This window comes from Microbulbifer maximicatervae (SeqCode), assembly GCF_052467955.1.
The window spans coordinates 3,215,685-3,234,610 of the sequence record NZ_CP174329.1 but is presented as its reverse complement, the minus strand read 5'-3'; the positions used below and the strand labels follow the sequence as shown (position 1 = coordinate 3,234,610).

Sequence of the window (18,926 nt, the reverse complement as noted above, 5' to 3'; positions counted from 1 at the left end):
GCTGAACCTGTTGTTGTTATGTTTCGACCTCTATTTTTAGCCAGGCGTACCCTCGGTGGGGAGAGGCAGCGGCGAGCTATTGCGCCTTCCGGGGAGTTCAAATTACACTTTCTGTAAACATTTCTTTACAGGTGAAGCTGTGCGGGTAGAGATTACTTGTGCAAATCGTGTCGGTATTTTGCACGAAATAATGCAAATTTTCGGAAAATATCGGATAAATGTGACCTCTGGTGAGCTCGGGGGTGACAGTGGAGATAAGGTCTATCTGATAGCGCCCGGGATGCTTGCCACTCAATACCAGACAATCGAGAAGTCCCTGCACCAGGTTCCTGGAGTTAAGCGGGTGCGGAGGATCTCTCTACTGCCCCTGGAGCGACGTCATTTCGAGTTGGACACTTTGCTGAGTCATGTGACTGATCCGGTTCTTAGTGTGGATCGCGAGGGCAGGGTGGTCGCTGCCAATCTGGCAGCGGCAAGGGCCTTCGGTGTGAGCTTGGACAAGGTGCCTGGTCTACAGCTGCAGAGATTCCTGCCGCTTATGCAGGTCGCAGAATTGCTGCGGGATTTTGCAGTGCCTCGCTACGGACTGCCTCTGGTGGTAAGGGGGCAGAGTTTTCGTGTGGACTGGTCCCCAATCACTCTGGAGGGAAATCCCGGAGCGGTTGACTCACTGGCTGGGGCGGTACTGCGTTTACAGCCTTGGGATAGCAGCGAGTTTGTCACTGAGCTGCCAAGACCGATGGTGTTGTGGGATTTTGATTTGCGTCGAAGGAGTTGCCTCCAGTTACAGGACTTATCTGAACTCAGTGCACCTCTGTTGATACTGGGTGAGCGGGGCACAGGAAAGACAACGTTTGCCTGTGCGGTGCATTACCTCTCCCCATCGGCCTCAAGGGCTGATTGCTATCGAATTATCCCCCGTGACGGGACTATGCAGCTGCCTTCACATCTTCGTCGAACGGGTACTTTGATTCTTGAGGATATACATACTCTCAAAACAGAAGCTCAAGTTGATTTATTGAGAAAACTCCGCAATTTGCCGGTATCGCTGAGATTGGTGGCCACCGCTATTGATAGGGAATCTATTGCGCCGCCACTTGCGCAGCTCTTTTCGTCGTTAGCGATGTCCTTGCCCCCGTTGCGAAATATGCGACCGGTTCTGCCGCGCTATGCCAGTACTTTAATGCGCCAGGAGTCTCCAGAGGCTAGTGAGCTCAATTTTGATAGCGAGGTGATGGAGTTGATCAAACTCCATGACTGGCCGGATAACTTCAACGGCCTCAGGGACTATTTAATGGCCGCATCCAGTCAATGCTTGATTAGAGGGGCGGCGTCGATCAGTTGTGCGGATGTGCCGGATTTAATGGTTAAGGCGGAACTTCCCTGGCGGGACTGGAGCCGTGGACTTACCTATAAGGAAATGATGGAGCAGCTGGAGAGGGCGTTGCTGGCGGACATTATCAAAGGTCACTCCTCAACCAGGGAGCTGGCTAAGGAGCTGGGTATTTCTCATACCGCTGTGGCCAACAAATTGCGGAAATACGGTTTGTCGGCCAATAAAAAATAGTTTGTTTAGCGGTCGATTCGTCCGATCAGCATATCTTTAAACATAACAAAGTCCCCGATAAAACTGTAGAACGGATACTTAAAGGTTGCCGGGCGGTTGTTTTCAAAGAAAAAGTGCCCGATCCATGCAAACCCGTAGCCTGCGACAGGAGTAACTGCTAGCCACAACATATTGGAAGTTACTACAGCCACAATTATTGTCGCGAACACCAGACTGGTGCCGAAGAAGTGCAGCCGACGACAGGTGAGGTTGCTATGTTCCTGTAAGTAGAATGGATAAAACTCGCGAAAAGATTCAAATTTTTGCGCTTCTATTGCGGCCATGCTGTGCCTCCTTATTTTTATTGCACAATCAGGGGAGCCGCTGAACAAAACCGTAATATCTCTGCGTTGCGAGTTCTTGCAAGGTCCAGGCATTGCTGCGAGGTCGCGCCTTAACTATGAATCGCTCCGTAAGCTAGCCGTATCGCGGGTTTATTCAGAGACTCCTAAGTTTAAGACGAATATCTACAGACGCCAATCAGGGCGCGGGCACAAATTATCTGTTAGGCTGCCGCAAAAATATGCGGTTAACCCGCAAGTAAGCGATATGAGGAAGTTATGGCAGGTCCACTCGCACACTTAAAGGTACTCGATTTAAGTCGTATTCTCGCCGGACCCTGGGCTGGGCAGGTATTTGCTGATTTTGGGGCTGAGGTTATTAAAGTAGAGCGCCCGGAGCGAGGGGATGACACTCGCCACTGGGGCCCTCCCTACCTAAAGGATGAGAAGGGAAATGACACTGCCGATGCCGCTTACTACCTAAGTGCCAATCGCGGAAAAAAATCAGTTACCGTAGATATCACTACTGAAGATGGCCAGGCCTTGATCAAGGAGATGGCAGCCCGCTGCGATATTCTTCTTGAAAACTACAAAGTAGATGGGCTGAAAAAGTACGGCCTGGATTATGAATCCATCAAGGCGATCAATCCTGGTGTTATCTACTGCTCGATTACAGGTTTTGGGCAAACTGGCCCGTACAAAAATCGAGCAGGCTATGATGCGATGATCCAGGGAATGGGTGGTCTGATGAGTATTACCGGTGTGCCGGAAGGGCAACCGGGTGCGGGCCCGCAAAAGGTGGGGGTGGCAGTAGCCGACCTGATGACAGGGATGTACGCGGTATCTTCTGTATTGGCAGCTGTTGTTCACCGGCAGCATACGGGTGTTGGCCAGCATATTGACCTCGCCTTATTGGATACCCAGGTATCCTGGTTGGCTAACCAAGCCCAAAATTACCTTACTTCTGGTAAAAGCCCTGAGCGACAGGGTACCGGCCATCCCAATATAGTCCCCTACCAGGCAGTCCCTTCAAAAGACGGCTATTTTATGTTGGCAGTGGGTAATGATGACCAGTTTAAACGCTTCTGTGGAATCGCTGGTGTACAGGATCTGGCAGAAAACCCCGCCTATGGGACTAATTCAGCGCGGGTTATGGCCCGTGAAGAATTGGTGCCTCAGATTGAAGCTGCGACTCGTAAGCACGAATCCGCTTGGTGGCTCCAGCATCTTAGTGATGCTCATGTTCCCTGTGGGCCTATCAATACATTGGAGGAGGTTTTTGCTGATCCTCAAGTACAGGCCCGAGGTATGGTGGTTGAGCAGGATCATCCGGAAGCTGGAAAGGTGAAGACCGTGCGCAACCCTGTAATCTTCTCCGAGTCCGCACTCGACTACACTCAGGCGCCGCCAGTATTGGGTGAGCACACTGAGGAAGTATTGCGAGATTTGCTTGGTAAAAGTGACGAGCAAGTAGAAGAGTTGCGGAACAAGAGTATTGTGTAAGTTATAGACAGATAACTTGCTGATAATCAGGAACAAGGATGTGCCTTGGAAATTAGGGAAAACAGATGGAACTCGACCACGTCAATATTACTGCTCCTATGGAAACCCTAAAGCAGGTACGGGACTTCTATGCCCAGGTTCTCGGTCTGACCGAGGGTGAGAGGCCAAATTTCAAGCGTAATGGATTTTGGCTCTATGGCAATGGTAGGGCTATTTTGCATTTAATAGATGGTGAGGTGAGTGGTGACCAGCCTGAGAAACCCTACCTGGATCACATAGCTTTCCGTACAGATGCGCTTGAGCCGGTTAAGCAGCGTCTGGATGCGTTGGGAGTCGCCAATCACCTAATGGATGTGCCCGGACGCAATGTACGGCAATTAGTATTTTTTGATCCAGTTGGGAATAAGGTAGAAGTTAACGCGGTGGTGTAGCAACTTCTTGAGAGGTCTAGACATTCCTGCGAAGCAGCGGCCTTGACTGTATCGCTCTGCATGCCAGAGGTATCACGGAGTTGTTCAGTGGTTCCTTAAGTTGTTTTATTCTTTTCAGAGGCTTTTGAGTCCCTTAGGTTTAGAAGATTCTTTGTAGAGCATGTTCTTTATCGCCCCTGGATTCAACTTGGTTCCCTGCCAGAGAGGCTATGGCAATCACTTCCGATTGGACGTTTTCTCTGATTGAAAAGTTGATATGCTTCATGTTTTATTGCAAATGACTAGGTCCCTGATAAAGATAATAATTTATGCCAGATAGTGAAGAATCAGTTGTATTTAAAATACAAGGGAAAATGGTAATTGGTCAGCGTAAATTCAGGGCACCGTTAAGTTATCAAGACCGTTTGGTTGATGAGGCAAGGTTGGTTTACGTTATCAGTGGCTGTTCAACCCTGGTTTGTGGTGATGAAACCCTCACCTTGAGTCCAGGTGCCACTGTGCTAATGAAGACAGATAATTTTATTAATCAGTGGCATGAAGATGGAATAAACAATGAAATTAATTTCATCGGTTTTCGGCTAACGTCAGAGCTATTACAGAGACTCTACCCAAGTGGTATGCCTGATGTCTTTGGTAATAATGGCGAAAGAAGGGCTGCTGTTAAGGAGGATAATAAGTCCAATAATCAGCCCCCCTCGGCTGAGCGCCTGCAGGAATCTGTACTGCTATCTAATTATATGCGTAGCATAATTGACTATATCCAGCAGCCAGAAGTATTCAGTGAGCCACTGGTGGTATTAAAGGTTCGAGAATTAGTAGAGCTCATCCCCAGGCTGCGATAGCAGTGGAACAGTTGTGAAGATGTTGGGGCAGTTGTTCATCAGGCAACAGCCTAAACTTCAGGAAGTGGTGCAAGCTCACTTATACTCCTCTCTGAAGCTGGCGGATTTAGCTTTTCTATGCCATATGAGCGAGTCAACATTTACTCGTAAATTTAAGCAAGTCTATGGCAGTAGTGCCACGAAATATATTACCTCGAAACGGATGGAGAAAGCACAGCAGCTGATTCTCAATAGCGATCTTAGCCTGACTGAAGTTGCTTTGGAGTGTGGTTTTGATGAGCTTAGTTACTTCTCCCGGGTGTTCAAACAGCACTATCAAGTAGCCCCTTCCCAAATGCGTAAAAAGGCGATTTGACGGATTTGTACAAATCCTTGACTGGATGTTCCAAGTAAAGTGTTGGCTTGCTGGTTAATCTAGTCCTTGTCTTAACGGCGTACTTTTCTAACGATATGTCGTTATATTTAAACCCTCTTGTTACTGAGGGGCTAAAGAATGAATACATGCTCATTGCTGGTGCTAATGGTGATGTTGGTTTTGCGTTTAGCCCGACGAGCATTAGTTATCGTCCTGGTGGTTTGATTAGAACCCTCCTAGGGCGAACTATAGCTGATACCGCTGAAGACTATAAACCAGTCACTTTTCATTACTTGCTGATGTTTGCTGGAAGCCTGAAGGCTAATCACTCTGCCCCCTGTGCAATCAAAAATAGTGAAACTTGATACAGTCAATTAGTAGCACTGCCTTGGTCTGTTATCCGAGCTAAGGGCCTGTTGAGGTCTCGCAGAGATGATAAGGAATTTCTTAGAGATCTTTGAGTTCTCATTCTGTTCATTTAATCAACCAAATGGAATATTTAATATGATTCGTTTCGCACAATTTCTTTCCGGTATATTTGTACTTATATTGGGTTCGGCTGGCTTAGTGACCATGCTTTTCCCTGAAGTTATTAATGGTCCAGCAGGGTTTGATGCCACAACTAACTACGGTTTCACTAACCTACGTACTCTCAGTGCCCCCACGCTTAGCTTAGCGATCATTACGGCAATTGGTGCCTTTCGCAAAGAGTGGTTATTAATACTTCCTGCCTCGATGTACTTTCTATTTAATGGTTCTTCGCGGCTTATTTCTGTATTGGTTGAGGGCTACGAGCCAGTAATGCTGACTGGCTTGGTAGTGACATTTACACTATTTATTCTGTCTCAGGTGGCTGTGTACAACTTCCGTCGTGCAGCTTTGACGTAGGTTTAGAAAATGTAGGGTGTTGGCGGTGTTTACTGTAAATGTCACACCGCCTCTCTTTCAGAACGTCGCTGAAATGAGGTTGACGCTATGGTAATTGTGTACTTGATTGATGGTGAGGTAAGTGGTGTGTTGCTCCCGCAGGTTTTGTATTCTATTTCCTGAAACGAAAGCAACCAGTTTTAAATTGAAAAATGTTTCTAGTTTTTAGGGGCTTTGTCTGAAAACAGCTTTCCAAACGCATCGTAAACAGCAAGATGCAGAGTGTCACCATGGTCTAGTTGTTCAAAGTAGCCGAAGTGTATTTTTGTGTTGCTCTTCTTATTATCTAGCTTGTTGTATAGTGTTCGCGCTAGGCGCTCCATCACTTCCCCCTCTTTTCCAGCTCCAATATAGATCTGTTTGTCCTCACAGCAGTCTTCAGGGATGCTTGTCAGAAGAGATTCTCCACTCCACCATAAGCTTGGGCTGATAATAATATAGTTGTCGAAAAGGTCCGTATGCTTTATCAGGATTTCTGTAGCTACAAGTCCTCCCAGAGACTGACCTATCAGTGTGGAATTTTCTTTTGTACGGAAATTGCTCGCAATAATGGGTTGAACCTCTTTGTCCAAAAAATCAATAAATTCCTTTGATCCGCCTGATGATGGAAATTCTTTTTGATCTAAAGCTATTTTGGATGGAAATGTATAGTCGCGTTTTCTATCAATATTTTCTATGCCTACAAGAATGGATTCTGGAAGCATATTAATCCATGAGAATGAGCCGAATTGGAGCACTCCCGCTATATGGATAAAGTCTTCGGATAAGGAGCCATCTAAAAGATAGATTACGGGGTAGTTTCTTTCAGGTTCACGATGGTAGCTCTCGGGTAAGTAGACATTTAAGGTGCGCTTTTCCTTTAATATCTTTGACTGAAAACTAATTGAGTCGCCAATTACCAGGGGAGAACTCTTAAGGTCTGTAGCCTTTGCGAAAGTAGCCATAAGAAAAAATGAGATGAGAGCCAAATACTTGACCATAAGTTATATGCCCTTTGAAGGTTAAATTATTCTTGAAATAGATAGGGTCTGTAGAATATTCATATTGAAACGGCCTAATACTAACATTGAGGAGGGTGTTGGTTGTAGTAATGCTTTATTTAAAGCTTAAAATTATTCATCACTCATCATTTATACAGAAAGTCTTGTTGGGATTGGCGTTCGGATATGGAAGAGGATGAGATTGCGACGTTTTTCTTCTGCTCTAGCTGAATGGCTTTCCTGGTTTCGCATTCAGGCCGCTTTAAGTAGAAATTTGGATATTTGGCCTGAAAATGTACCAATCTAAGTGGTTGGAATTTTCCCGGTAAGTACTGCTGAATTTAGTAAAGGTGGCCACTTGCAGGAGGTCAATTTTACAACCTATTTTGCTAGCCCCGTCAAACCCTTGATCATTGGCACGTATTGCGTCCCGAGATGCTTAGCTTGTGAATCAGAAATTAACCCGGCACAACCTGACTGACTGGTCGGATTTTGGGGTTGTTGCATGGGTGTAATTCCTATTTAATTAATCAACTGATTAATTAAGGATAAATGCCTGTGACTGACAATCCATCCACTCGAGGCCGCGGGCGCCCAAAAGATCCTGAGCGTGAATCCCAGGTGCGTGAGGCACTTATGCACTCAGCCTACTCTCTACTTCGGAATAAGGCCTTCCGTGATATTTCGATTCGGGAGATTGCTCAGGGAGCAGGGGTGAATTCTGCGATGATCAGTTACCACTTTGGCGGTAAGGAGGGGCTAATTATCGAGGTGGTTCGGAGCCAAATCATGCAGTATGGCCCCGCGTTTGTTAGTGCAGGGCTGGATGGAGGGGAGCCCTCTTTAGAGTTGCTGAAAGAAGCAATGAGTCGAATGATACGCCTATACATCAAGGAGCCCTGGATTCCGCGCCTGATTGCTGATGAAGTGGCTTCCAAATCTGGTCGAATGCGCGAACTCTTTGTTGACAGGTTAGCCTCACAACTGGTGCCAAAGCTGCGCGGGTTGCTGGGAATTCTCCAATCCAGCGGCCAGTTGCGAGAGGACCTGGATATTGACCTGATGCCAGTCTCTTTTATCAGTCTGATTGCCTTTCCCTTCATCGCTGGCGACCCCTTGAAGGAGGGGTTTGGCTTTGCTCTGGGGGAGGAAAACCGGGAGAGATGGATTAACCATACCGTTCAACTCTTACTCCGTGGCGTTTCCAATAAATCTGTGACCAAAGGCGAGGAAGTCGGCAATGGAAATTAAGACTCATATGAAAGCACTGATGAATCGCCGGCTGGCATTACCAGCTTTGATAGCGGCGGGGGTGTTTATATCTATGGCATTGGTCGTCACTAAAGGTGAGCCTAAACACGATGCTATTGAGGCTCCTATAACGGTGGTAGACGCAATTAAAGTGCAGGAGTTACCGCTGCGAGCTCAAGCTATTGCATATGGTGAGGTGAAACCCAGTACTTTCCTGGAAGCCAATGCAGAAGTCAGTGGTAGGGTGGTGTATACAGCTCCGGAATTGGAGCGGGGAAATATTATCTCTGCCGGTACACTGGTGTTGAAGATCGATGATACCAGCTACCAGCTTGCCCTGGCGCAGGCTGAAAGTGACTTGGCTGCAAATCGCGCTAACTTGCAAGAGCTGGACGTGGAAGAGGCCAATAGTAAACGCTCTTTGGACATCGCCGAGCGCACCCTCAAATTGGGTGAGAAAGAACTCGCTCGCAAGCAAAAGTTAGTTGCCAAGGGAACCGTCTCCCGCTCGACCGTAGATACTGAAGAGCAAAATATGCTGCGCTTGCGCCAGGAAGTGCAGAACCAGAGCAGCCAGCTCTCCCTTTTCCCGACCCGCCGTAAAGTGATTGAAGCCCAGATAGCTCGCTCAGAAGCTCAGGTACGGGACAGTAAATACAACCTGGAGCGCACCCAGGTGATCCTGCCATTTAATGCTCGTATTGGCGAAGTTCATGTTGAAGAAAACCAATATGTTGCTGGCAATGCCCGTTTATTTGATGCAAGCGGCCTTGCCCAAGTAGAAATTGCAGCAGAGCTTCCTATGGTTCATGTGGCTCCACTTTTGCGCAATTTAAGGCCTGGCATCGATTCCAATCCGACTCCTGATGATCTACCCAAAATGTTGTTAGGGCTGGAAGCTCGGATCACCCTGGTGGGTGGCCCGGGGAATAGTGAGTGGCAGGGGAGGGTAGTGCGCTTGGGTGGAACCCTGGATAGCACCAGTCGAACACTCTCCGTTGTTGTAGCTGTGGATGACCCCTATGGCAAAGCGGTGACCGGTGAAAAACCACCGCTATTTCGCGGTATGTATGCCCGTGTAGAGTTATTGGCTCCCGCCGCACCAGCACTCGCTATACCCCGCCGCGCCCTCCATGAAGGCAAGGTTTATCTGGTACAAAATGGTCAACTAAGAGTGCGCCCTGTACAGATTGACTACCACCAAGGCGACACCACTGTGATCCGCGAGGGATTGAATCCCGGTGAGCAGGTTATTGTGACTGATGTAATTCCTGCGATTAATGGAATGGCAGTTTCCGTCGTCAGTGATGAGCAATCCGTTGCGGCGAGTGCTAGAGGTACCCAGCAGTGATACGTTATTTTGCCGGTCACCCAACGGCGGCCAATTTATTGATGGTTGCGCTGATGCTAAGCGGGCTTTTTGTTCTGCCCAGCATGAAGCGTGAAACGATGCCGGAAATCGATAAGTTTGAGGTTCAGGTTTCGGTACCTTATGCCGGCGCTGCGGCAGCCGAAGTGGAAGATAGTATTTGTCTTCCCTTGGAGGAGGCCACCGATGGAATCAGCTTTATTGATGAGCGATTGTGTGAGGCAAAAGATAATCTGGGCCTGATGACCCTCAAGATGCAAGAAGCGGGTGATATGGACCAGTTTGTTGCTGATGTGGAGTCCGCAGTAGACAGTATCGATTCGCTTCCTGCAGAAAGCGAGCGCCCGGTGATCGAAGAACTGGGCCGCACTCAGGGGGTGGTTAGTATTGCTATCAGTGCTGACCTTCCTTTGCCCCAATTAAACCAGCTGGCGGAGCACTACCGCCGCGAATTACTCCGCGATCCCGCTATTCCTATTGTGCGCATTTCCGGTTTTTCTGACCACCAGCTTCAGATTGAAGTTTCAGATTATAACTTGCGCCAGTACGGACTCAGCGTGATGGACCTGGCTAATATTATTGACCAGCAAGCGATCGACATGCCCGCCGGCAAGGTATCCACGCCGGATCGAGAATACCAGGTGCGTTTTACCGAAGAGCGCCGCACGGTTGCAGAATTGGAAAACCTGGTGGTGATTAAAGGTGGTGATGGAGCGGAAGTTCGACTTGGGGATATTGCAAAAATTTACGATGACTTTGAGCTGGCTGAAGACAAAATTACTTTTGACGGTCATCGTGCAGCGCTTCTCAATGTCGAGAAGAATAGTGTGGATGATAGCTTGCGTGTGCTTGAAGCCGTACGCGACTTTGTCGACCGTGAAAATGAAAATCTGCCTGAGGGTATGAAACTCACTCTAACCCAAGACAGCGCCTCTATCGTTGCGGATCGCTTGCAGATGATTATGGCTAACGCCTGGCAGGGCCTGATTTTGGTAGCGCTGGCTCTCTATCTGTTTTTCAGTGGCCGCTATGTCTTTTGGGTGGTCATGGGCTTGCCGGTTTCATTCCTGGGTTCGTTTGCACTGATCACGGCCATGGGCGTGTCCATTAATATGATCAGTCTGGTAGGACTGCTGATTGCCATTGGTATCCTGATGGATGACGCCATTGTGTTATCGGAGAGTATTGCCAGTGAACACCGTGAGGGAAGGTCGCCGTTGGAAGCGGTTATCAATGGCACCAAGCGAGTGGCTCGTGGAGTACTGTCTTCATTCGCAACTACGGTAATGGTGTTTGGAGGACTGGTCTTTATTAAGGGGGATATGGGGCAGGTCCTCAAGGTGCTCCCCATTGTATTGATTTCTGTATTGCTCATTAGCCTGATCGAAGCTTTCCTGATTTTGCCGGCACACTTGCGGCATGCCCTTGAGCATAAAAGTCGCCCCCCTGCCTGGAAGCAGGCTTTTGCCAAACGTTTTGATGGTTGGCGAGAAAATATGGGGCGCGCAGCAGATTGGGCTGTTAAATATCGCTATGCCTTTGTCGGGGGTGTATTTGGCTTGTTCCTGGTCACTATTAGTTTGATGACATCGGGGATCGTCAAGTTTCAGGGTTTTCCCACCTTGGAGGGCGATTTATTGCAAGCTCGGATCTTAATGCCTCAAGGCACGTCTTTGGTCGATATGGAGAAATTAGTCGATAAGCAGTTGAAGACGTTGGATCAAGTTGCCTCAGAGTTTTCTGAAAATGAAAGAGCACCTTTGGTAAACCATACGAGTGTCACTTTTGGTGTTAACGGAGATGCCTTTGAATCGGGGCCCCATGTGGCCACAATTAATGTCGATCTGCTTGCCGCTGAAGGCCGCAATACCAGCATGGATGAATTGCGCCATGCTTGGCGTGAGGCTGCCGGCGACACACCAGGGGCAATCGCTATTCTTTATAAAGAACCGGCCTTAGGCCCTGCCGGCCGTGCTATCCACTTGCGACTTGCCGGTTTGGAGTTGGATCAGCTAAAGGCAGCGTCCATTCGCTTGCAGAATTGGTTGCGTGGATACGACGGCGTAGTGAATGTGGTGGATGACTTGCGTCCTGGCAAGCCGCAACTCACTGTCAAAATGCGTGAAGGCGCTTATGCCTCTGGCCTGGACGCCAGCAATGTCGCCAATCAGTTACGAGCTGCTTACCAGGGGATGGAGATAGATGAAATTCAATATCGGGGGGAAACCTACGAGATTCAGGTTCGTATGGATGCAAATTCCCGCGGTGCACTGAGCCGTTTCGATGAATTAGTCATTATCCATCCAGCTACCAAGCAACGAGTTCCGCTGATTGCCGTTGCCGATATAGAAATGAATCGGGAGTATGCGCGAATTCAACGTATTGACGGCGAGCGGGTAGTGAGTGTGTTTGCTGATGTCTTCACTGAGAAAGCGAATGCTGGACAGGTACTAGGTGACACCCAGGAGAAGTTCCTGTCTGAGCTTACCCGTGAGTTCCCAGGATTGCGCGTTGATATGCAAGGGGAAATGAAAAATAGTGAGGTTACCGGTAAGTCCATTGGTCGGGCCCTGTTAATAGGTGCCATTGGTATCTACCTTCTCCTATCCATGCAATTCCGCAGCTATGTGGAGCCGTTGATTGTATTGGTGGCTATTCCTTTGGCGCTGATTGGTGTTATCTGGGGGCATCTGATCATGGGGCAGAATATGTCTATGCCAAGCATGATGGGTTTTGTCTCTCTCGCCGGAATTGTGGTCAATGACTCAATATTGTTAGTGGAGTTTGTGAAGCGGCGAGTGCGTGAAGGAATGGATGTGCATAGCGCGGCAAGTCAAGCCAGCCGCGATCGTTTCCGAGCCATCTTCCTTACCTCACTGACCACAGTTGCAGGCCTGTTGCCACTGTTATTTGAAACCAGTCTGCAGGCACAGGTGTTGGTGCCGCTTGTTACCAGTATTGTATTTGGTATCAGCAGTTCTACTATTCTGATCCTTTTGGTGCTACCGGCACTATACGGAATACTGGAGGACTTTGGGTTTACTGAACCTCAAGAAGATAGTGATGGCGAAGACGTATTAGTACCGGCGCCTATGGCAACTGCGCCAAGTAGTTGATCGTTTTATACGAAGGGAAGCTGGTTTCCTGGGATATACCTAGCTTATTACACCTAATAATGGTGCTAATAAGTTGGGCAGTCAGTGTTTTGGGCTAATCAATCCACAGATCTACGATCTATCGTTTTGCCAATACTAGTATAGAAAAAATAATAACTCATAGCCTCCAAAATAGTTTTGGGGGCATCGTCATTTCGGCTTTGCTTCACTGAACTCTTGTAATCCCGTTTTAGCGATTTCTTTAATTTCTCTCTGTGTAGAATCGACAAGCGTATTTCCACCTGGTCCCAAATAATAATGAACTATCTTCTCGACGAGATTGGAAGTGCTAAAAGCCCATACTGCTTCGGTGGGTTCCAATATTTCTCGCTTATGTCTCTTAACCGCTTAATGGACATTAGTACTTTTGAGTGTTAATTGCGCACCTTCATAAACATCTCAACCCATAGTCATTCACTATGCCATCTTGGGTGTATAAATATACAGTTTTGTATATTAAAATGGAAAACCGATAAGTAGCACTTTAGACTCCCTTAGAGCCTAAGTTGTTACTGGTAAAGCCAGACACGTACTACTTCAATCTAAATTCGCAAAGGAGCAAATATGAAAATTTCAGGAAAGTTCGAGGTTACTGTAAAGCCGATGGATCCGTATGCGAAAGGTAGTGAAGGAAACAGCTTGGGGCGTATGTCAATTAATAAAGTCTTTTACGGTGATCTTTCAGGAGAGAGTCGAGGAGAAATGCTAAGTGCAATGACTCCTGTAAAAGGATCTGCGGGGTATGTAGCCATAGAGCAAGTTGCCGGTACTCTAGGTGGTAAGCGAGGCACGTTTGTTTTACAGCACTTTGGGACCATGAAGAAGGGAGAGGACTTCCTTATTTTAGAGGTTGTGCCTGATTCTGGCACTGGAGAACTAGTGGGACTCTCTGGGAAAATGTCTATTCAGATGGATGGTGGAGTTCATTACTACGACCTTGAATACCAACTTGATTAATCGTAGTTTTTGCCTGTATAGCGTCAGGGAAAGATTGTTCGATCGAAATTTATACGGCCTGTGCTCGTCTTGATTGAAGGTGCTACCTCGGATTGAATATTTGCCAATAGAAATTCAATCTGGGGGATCAGTGTCGTTTTCATAATATCTAAGTTTAGAAGAGGGGCTGAACAGGTGGGTAAATCTGCGGGGATATATTGGTGAGTGTATCGTCAAAGAACTTCCTTCCTGTATAAAACAAGATGATATCGCCAGTGGAAATCCGCTGACGATAAATTACTAGGTTGCTAAAAGTCATAGGAAAGCTGGGCGATCAGCTCTCGTGGTTGGCCGGGAAAATGTCCTTGCCGCTCATTAAAACCGCTCACTGCATACGTTTTATTCAAAAGGTTGTTTACGTTAATACTCAGCTGAATATCATCCCAGCGAGTTGCCCAGCTGGCATCGAGTACAGTGTAGGCCTTTATTTTTTGATCATCGAAGCTTATTTGATCGCTCACATAGTCGGCACCAATGGCAAACGCTGAGTCCCAGATGCTGAGGTCATAGCGGGCCCACAAGCCTGCTTGGTGTTTGGGTGCATTTACGAACTGACCTGAGTCTGACACATTGCGTGAGTCACCCTCAGCGATATACGTATCGTTGTACGCATAATTAGCTGTTATGCTTAGCCTCTCAGTTATGTCACCGACTAAGGTGAACTCGCTTCCACCACTTTGAACCTGCCCGAGGTTGATAATTTCGGCTTCATTCGGGGTCTCATCGGCACTGATATAGGCGGGGTTACTTTGGGCCATATTTGCTTTTTTTATCTGATAGAAGGCTAGAGTGGTCAGGATACGCCCATCCAGCCATTCCTTCTTTACACCAACCTCCACTTGACTGCCAGTACTGGGTTCAAGCTCCTCAGCGCCGCCCTCAAAGTCGTCTGCGCTCACCGGATTAAAGCTCTGGGAGTAATTTGCATAGAGGGATAGTGTATCTACGGGCTTATAAGTGATGCCTGTACGGTAGCTTGCATCATTATCTTTGTAGCTATTGCCGCTTTCTTTTTCAGTTTCGTCGAACTGATCAAGGCGCGCACCTAGCATCCAGAACCACTGATTGGTCAATTCCACAGTATCCTGGATATAAATGCTGGTACGGATGCTGGCCGTACCATCCTTATTCATATTGATAAGGTTGTAAGTTGACGGGTCAGTTATGCCGTAGTTGAGTTCGTAGATGTTGAGGTTTGTAACACCGTCTGCTCCAGGGCGCGCTCGCCAATAGTCATATTTTGTATCAACATCATGATAGTCACCACCAAGCAAAATCTGATGATTCATACCTGAAATGTCTGTGTCATACACAAAGTCCAAAGTAAGGCTCAGCTCTTCATTTGCCCGGTACTGATCGCGGTACTCACGGCGGATGGTTCCATCTTCAGCATTGGCCATTCCATCACCATTGATGTCTACCCAACCGCGTGATTCGTGATAAGCCTGCTCCCTTTCATTTTCCATGTAACGCAATGTTGCGTTAAAGTTCAGGCTATCTGTCACCTTATGCTTGACTTTAGTTCGAAGAACCAAGGCTTTTAGGTTTTGATAATCAGATTTTTCGTTGGTGTTGTAGGAGGGATCTACCAGGAATTTGCCGTCATCATTAACGGGTACGCCGCGCAAGCGGTTACCGCCTAGGTTTTGTTCTATGTGCTCGAAGGTGGTCGTCAGGTGAGTGTCTGCTGAGAGGTCAAATAGTAGTCCCCCGGCAAGTTCAATGTTCTCGCTGTTCGCATTATTGCGAAAGCTATCTTGAGATTCATAGAAGCCTCCTAAACGATAGGCGATATTTCCAATTACACCGCCTGTTAGCTCGACAGAAGCTCCTTTTAGCGATTCGCTTCCGGAGGTGACTGTTAATTCACGGCGCTCATCGAAGGTTGGCCTCTTGGAGGTGTAGTTAATCATCCCTCCGGGCTCACCGCCGCCATAGAGGGCGGAGGATGGCCCTTTTAGTACCTCGATGCGCGCTACATTTGATACTTGAGGAACACTAAACCCCGAATAGGGATCGCCGCGGACTCCATCGTAAAATATATTTTTATTGTCTCGAAATCCCCGAAATGTGACTCCGGAATAGCTGAATTCACTAACTCCTGCGATGGAACGGTACAAGTCAGTGATATCCCGGGCAGCCTGGTCTTCAATAAGCTGTTCACTTAGTACTTGAGCAGACATTGCAATATTCAATAAGTCTGCGTCAGTTTTAGTTCCAACTTGTGTATGAGAGTCCAGATAAAATTGTTGGGCTCTACCAATAACTTCAACTTCTTCTACCGTTTGAGTTACTTCCTGGGCAGACACCAACGCAGCAGGGGCTAGTGAGGCCCATACTGCCAAGTTGAGTTGTTGAGGGTACATATTGATAGCATTCCGTACAAATAGGGTCGATTATAATTGATAATGGCTGAAATTTTTGAGATGTAGTAATAATTGTGAGGCAGTCGCAGGAAGATAAAAAGCTATTGTGCTGATTGGAGAGTAGGTAGGAAGAGTTGATAGCTGAGAACCCTAGCTTTCAAAAGCATTGATTTTCATTGAAAGGGTGTCAGTAATAGGTTAGGGAATTGATGGTTTGTTCGAATGATTGAATTAAGAAACATTGAAAAGAATGATGAAGCACTACTGGTTGAGTACTTAAATGATGAGTCTGTGCTTAAGTATTTGTCATCGAGAATTCCTCACCCTTATACATTGGAAGATGCTGCTTGGTGGGTTGATAAAGGTTGTAAGAAGGAAGGGGTTGTAAAGGCAATAGAGTACAGAGGGGCCTTTTGCGGGATTATAAGTATGCGCGAGCAGCTGTTTGAGCATTCTCACTCCGGTGAGGTTGGATATTGGGTTGCACGAGAATTTTGGGGGAGAGGAATTGCTACTATTGCTTTGACTCAGTTTACTCGTGAGATTTTTTCTTCACAAAATATTGTCAGGCTTTATGCCTCTGTCTTTTCTGGAAATGTCGGATCAATGAAGGTTTTACAGAAGGCGGGGTATAAGCATGAAGGGACTTTAAGCTGCTCAGTAAAAAAAGGGGGTATTTATTTTGATGAGTACATTTTCGCCAAGGTGAATGTCCCATCATAAAATTTCGAGTTAAATTCTTAGTTGTGGAATATTAGAATTGAATAGAGATACTGAGTTCAGTAGAGAGCTGAGTAGGATATCAAAATACTTCAGCTACCTGCTCAGGCATAAGCCTGAAGCCATCGGCTTGTTTATGGATGAGAATGGATGGGTGGCAGATGATGAGTTGATTCAGAAAACTGTAGACTTTGAGCTAAACAGGGATTTGGTTTCTGTCGTTGTGGAAACCAATGATAAGCAGCGGTTTTCTATAAGTGATGATGGTCTTTCTATCAGAGCCAATCAGGGACATTCTGTAGATATTAATTTACATTTAAGCCCCCTTGAACCACCAGGTGCGCTTCTCCATGGCACTGCAGAGCGTTTTGTTGAAGATATCCTCGCGCAAGGACTGAAGAAAATGCAAAGGCATCATGTTCACTTGTCAGAATCTGAGGCTGTTGCTCGATCTGTTGGTGCCAGGTATGGCAAGCCCGTACTGTTAAGGGTGGAGGCTAAATCCATGCATCGAGATGGTTTTGATTTTTATCGCTCGGCTAATAATGTGTGGCTGGTTGATCATGTGCCAGTCAAGTATATGAAGTTACTTTAAAGGCAGGGGTTATCAGTATTGTTATATGGGTACTGTTAGTGGAGGGATACTCTAGAGTCAGCTTATTTATAAAGGAAGAGCCATTGATCAAGATACACCCCTTGAATGGATAGGCCTATTGGGGGTGAAGATAGCTTTATAAATTTCTATGCCAAAATAAGGAATAATTATAATTTTTCTGTATACCAAATTTTTGGAGTCACAAGCACGCCAGCCTTCTTCTTGGCTTCTTCAAGTTCACTACTATTGACAAATTTAATGGCATGCTCCTTCGAAGGAAATTCATGGATCACGGTCACATTATGGTGATTATCAATTTCCCGGTATACGGATGTGGCAGTAGCACCCATTTGCTCAACTATAGGCATAAACTCCTTTAGCGCTCTGTGCCATTCGTTGAAGTCCTTAACATTTGCGTGTACAAATAGATGTATCATATGGATACCAGTTGGTCAGTAGATGCTGCGAGTTATACAACCTTGTGAATAGTTATAGTCGTTAGCTATTCAGGGTCAAGTTTTAAAAAGGTTCCCAATAGTAGCCTTTGGGTCGCAACGGAGATGTTTGGCAGGTAGTTGGGGGTTGGTTGTTATAATAGGCCTTTAAATTTATTAATTAATACATGGGTAAACCACCGCCTCTGGCGGTGAGACTTGACAAGGCTCTGCCGTTCCGGCGTGCAGAGTAAAAATATGGCCTCCATGAACCGGCACCATATGCGAGATTGGCAGTGCCAAGCTCACGTGAAACATTATTGCAGGTACCATGTGGTATTTGTGCCCAAGTATCGAAAGAAAGCGTTATTTGGGGCATTGAGACGTGAGATTGGAGCAATATTCCGAGACTTGTGTCGTCAAAAAGGCATTGAGTTGGTCGAGGGGTACGCAATGAGGGATCACATTCATATGTTGTTAATGATTCCTCCCAGGTTAAGTGTTTCCAATACGGTTGGGTTTCTGAAAGGGAAATCTGCGATCCGGATATTTCGGAAGTACAAGCATGTACAGAGAAATTTCACAGGAAGACATTTTTGGGCTCGGGGCTACTGCGTGAGTACAGTAGGGCTTGATGAGCAGATGATTCGAGAGTACATCAAGAATCAAGAGGTTGAAGAACGCCGGCAAGAGCAGATGCAATTGGCGGGATTGTAACAAGCCCCCTCTGGGGGCTTTCACCATACCACCCGCTATGCGGGTGGTTGCTGATTGTATGGAGTCAGGAGATTTGACTTAAATAGTGTGGTTAGTAAACCGCTATCTTGTGAGTCAACCTTTGCCCCTTATTGCTTTGCCTACTTGCTAATTAAATCTACGGGAAAAGTACAAGCTCCGTATATTGCTATTTAATTCTTTGCGATGAGGTAAATCCAAATGGGTACGATTGTTTTGTTTTGGTTTTTTTATAAAGTTCCAGTCTAAAAATAGTAATTTTAACTTATTGATTAGCTTTTCTGAGTAAGTGTATATTTCTATTTATTCCTGCCCATTAATGAAAATAGATAGCCTGGCGGTGATTTTCGCAATGTGGCGTGTATCTACTGTGTTGAAAT

17 protein-coding genes are annotated in these 18,926 nt (G+C 46.6%); 13 read left to right on the top strand and 4 right to left on the bottom strand.

The genetic code is table 11. The features are described from left to right. The first annotated feature begins 55 nt into the window (after window positions 1-55). Window positions 56-1,567, top strand: coding sequence for a TyrR/PhhR family helix-turn-helix DNA-binding protein (locus ACJJI5_RS13845; RefSeq protein WP_445354368.1), 1,512 nt, complete (start codon window positions 56-58; stop codon window positions 1,565-1,567). Window positions 1,568-1,572: 5 nt separating this feature from the next. Here the strand turns inward: ACJJI5_RS13845 and ACJJI5_RS13840 are convergent, their stop codons facing one another. Continuing rightward, entirely contained in the window at window positions 1,573-1,890 is a 318-nt protein-coding gene (locus ACJJI5_RS13840; protein ID WP_445354367.1) for an Mpo1-like protein, read from the bottom strand. Between the two features lie 276 nt (window positions 1,891-2,166). Here ACJJI5_RS13840 and ACJJI5_RS13835 point away from each other — a divergent pair, with 276 nt between their 5' ends. From ACJJI5_RS13835 to ACJJI5_RS13815, 5 genes are all read left to right on the top strand, one after another. After that, window positions 2,167-3,390, top strand: a complete 1,224-nt coding sequence (locus ACJJI5_RS13835) for a CaiB/BaiF CoA transferase family protein (protein WP_445354366.1) — start codon at window positions 2,167-2,169, stop codon at window positions 3,388-3,390. 65 nt (window positions 3,391-3,455) lie between these two features. Beyond that, window positions 3,456-3,821 carry a VOC family protein gene (locus ACJJI5_RS13830; RefSeq protein WP_444916950.1) on the top strand — a complete coding sequence of 122 codons (366 nt, stop codon included), beginning with the start codon at window positions 3,456-3,458 and terminating at the stop codon, window positions 3,819-3,821. 308 nt (window positions 3,822-4,129) lie between these two features. Next, window positions 4,130-4,663, top strand: a complete 534-nt coding sequence (locus ACJJI5_RS13825) for a hypothetical protein (protein WP_445354365.1) — start codon at window positions 4,130-4,132, stop codon at window positions 4,661-4,663. Window positions 4,664-4,682: 19 nt separating this feature from the next. Continuing rightward, a complete protein-coding gene (locus ACJJI5_RS13820) occupies window positions 4,683-5,018 on the top strand; it encodes a helix-turn-helix domain-containing protein (RefSeq protein ID WP_445356316.1) in 336 nt (111 codons plus the stop codon). A gap of 504 nt (window positions 5,019-5,522) precedes the next feature. Continuing rightward, window positions 5,523-5,906 (top strand): hypothetical protein, encoded by a 384-nt coding sequence (locus tag ACJJI5_RS13815; protein ID WP_445354364.1) that lies wholly within the window; start codon window positions 5,523-5,525, stop codon window positions 5,904-5,906. Window positions 5,907-6,103: 197 nt separating this feature from the next. Here ACJJI5_RS13815 and ACJJI5_RS13810 read toward each other — a convergent pair whose 3' ends face one another. Beyond that, window positions 6,104-6,925 (bottom strand): alpha/beta hydrolase, encoded by an 822-nt coding sequence (locus tag ACJJI5_RS13810; protein WP_445354363.1) that lies wholly within the window; start codon window positions 6,923-6,925, stop codon window positions 6,104-6,106. A gap of 558 nt (window positions 6,926-7,483) precedes the next feature. Between ACJJI5_RS13810 and ACJJI5_RS13805 the strand changes: the two genes are divergently transcribed. The 4 genes from ACJJI5_RS13805 (at window position 7,484) to ACJJI5_RS13790 (ending at window position 13,657) form a co-directional block, all read left to right on the top strand. Next, window positions 7,484-8,176 carry a TetR/AcrR family transcriptional regulator gene (locus ACJJI5_RS13805; RefSeq protein ID WP_444905407.1) on the top strand — a complete coding sequence of 231 codons (693 nt, stop codon included), beginning with the start codon at window positions 7,484-7,486 and terminating at the stop codon, window positions 8,174-8,176. Next, the gene (locus ACJJI5_RS13800) at window positions 8,166-9,527 is read left to right on the top strand and encodes an efflux RND transporter periplasmic adaptor subunit (protein ID WP_444905406.1); all 1,362 of its coding nucleotides are present in this window, start codon (window positions 8,166-8,168) and stop codon (window positions 9,525-9,527) included. The genes ACJJI5_RS13805 and ACJJI5_RS13800 overlap by 11 nt, the downstream gene beginning before the upstream one ends. Further along, the gene (locus ACJJI5_RS13795) at window positions 9,524-12,661 is read left to right on the top strand and encodes an efflux RND transporter permease subunit (protein WP_445354362.1); all 3,138 of its coding nucleotides are present in this window, start codon (window positions 9,524-9,526) and stop codon (window positions 12,659-12,661) included. Before ACJJI5_RS13800 ends, ACJJI5_RS13795 begins: the two co-directional genes overlap by 4 nt. 603 nt (window positions 12,662-13,264) lie before the next feature. Beyond that, the gene (locus tag ACJJI5_RS13790; protein ID WP_444897130.1) at window positions 13,265-13,657 is read left to right on the top strand and encodes a DUF3224 domain-containing protein; all 393 of its coding nucleotides are present in this window, start codon (window positions 13,265-13,267) and stop codon (window positions 13,655-13,657) included. Window positions 13,658-13,944: 287 nt separating this feature from the next. Here ACJJI5_RS13790 and ACJJI5_RS13785 read toward each other — a convergent pair whose 3' ends face one another. Continuing rightward, entirely contained in the window at window positions 13,945-16,062 is a 2,118-nt protein-coding gene (locus tag ACJJI5_RS13785) for a TonB-dependent siderophore receptor (RefSeq protein ID WP_444905403.1), read from the bottom strand. Window positions 16,063-16,284: 222 nt separating this feature from the next. Between ACJJI5_RS13785 and ACJJI5_RS13780 the strand changes: the two genes are divergently transcribed. Continuing rightward, the gene (locus ACJJI5_RS13780) at window positions 16,285-16,785 is read left to right on the top strand and encodes a GNAT family N-acetyltransferase (protein WP_445354361.1); all 501 of its coding nucleotides are present in this window, start codon (window positions 16,285-16,287) and stop codon (window positions 16,783-16,785) included. 37 nt (window positions 16,786-16,822) lie between these two features. Then, entirely contained in the window at window positions 16,823-17,377 is a 555-nt protein-coding gene (locus ACJJI5_RS13775) for an RNA 2'-phosphotransferase (RefSeq protein WP_445354360.1), read from the top strand. Between the two features lie 167 nt (window positions 17,378-17,544). On the opposite strand, the gene ACJJI5_RS13770 is transcribed toward ACJJI5_RS13775, so the two are convergent. Next, the gene (locus ACJJI5_RS13770; RefSeq protein WP_444897134.1) at window positions 17,545-17,814 is read right to left on the bottom strand and encodes a DUF1330 domain-containing protein; all 270 of its coding nucleotides are present in this window, start codon (window positions 17,812-17,814) and stop codon (window positions 17,545-17,547) included. 279 nt (window positions 17,815-18,093) lie between these two features. Here ACJJI5_RS13770 and tnpA point away from each other — a divergent pair, with 279 nt between their 5' ends. Next, window positions 18,094-18,528 carry an IS200/IS605 family transposase gene (tnpA, locus tag ACJJI5_RS13765; protein ID WP_444933710.1) on the top strand — a complete coding sequence of 145 codons (435 nt, stop codon included), beginning with the start codon at window positions 18,094-18,096 and terminating at the stop codon, window positions 18,526-18,528. Window positions 18,529-18,926: the final 398 nt, after the last annotated feature.

Bases quoted from the DNA above. Each gene is read 5' to 3' on its own strand.
- ACJJI5_RS13840 (WP_445354367.1), bottom strand. From the start codon at position 1,890: ATGGCCGCAATAGAAGCGCAAAAATTTGAATCTTTTCGCGAGTTTTAT.
- ACJJI5_RS13835 (WP_445354366.1), top strand. From the start codon at position 2,167: ATGGCAGGTCCACTCGCACACTTAAAGGTACTCGATTTAAGTCGTATT.
- ACJJI5_RS13830 (WP_444916950.1), top strand. From the start codon at position 3,456: ATGGAACTCGACCACGTCAATATTACTGCTCCTATGGAAACCCTAAAG.
- ACJJI5_RS13825 (WP_445354365.1), top strand. From the start codon at position 4,130: ATGCCAGATAGTGAAGAATCAGTTGTATTTAAAATACAAGGGAAAATG.
- ACJJI5_RS13820 (WP_445356316.1), top strand. From the start codon at position 4,683: ATGTTGGGGCAGTTGTTCATCAGGCAACAGCCTAAACTTCAGGAAGTG.
- ACJJI5_RS13815 (WP_445354364.1), top strand. From the start codon at position 5,523: ATGATTCGTTTCGCACAATTTCTTTCCGGTATATTTGTACTTATATTG.
- ACJJI5_RS13810 (WP_445354363.1), bottom strand. From the start codon at position 6,925: ATGGTCAAGTATTTGGCTCTCATCTCATTTTTTCTTATGGCTACTTTC.
- ACJJI5_RS13800 (WP_444905406.1), top strand. From the start codon at position 8,166: ATGGAAATTAAGACTCATATGAAAGCACTGATGAATCGCCGGCTGGCA.
- ACJJI5_RS13790 (WP_444897130.1), top strand. From the start codon at position 13,265: ATGAAAATTTCAGGAAAGTTCGAGGTTACTGTAAAGCCGATGGATCCG.
- ACJJI5_RS13785 (WP_444905403.1), bottom strand. From the start codon at position 16,062: ATGTACCCTCAACAACTCAACTTGGCAGTATGGGCCTCACTAGCCCCT.
- ACJJI5_RS13780 (WP_445354361.1), top strand. From the start codon at position 16,285: ATGATTGAATTAAGAAACATTGAAAAGAATGATGAAGCACTACTGGTT.
- ACJJI5_RS13770 (WP_444897134.1), bottom strand. From the start codon at position 17,814: ATGATACATCTATTTGTACACGCAAATGTTAAGGACTTCAACGAATGG.
- tnpA (WP_444933710.1), top strand. From the start codon at position 18,094: ATGCGAGATTGGCAGTGCCAAGCTCACGTGAAACATTATTGCAGGTAC.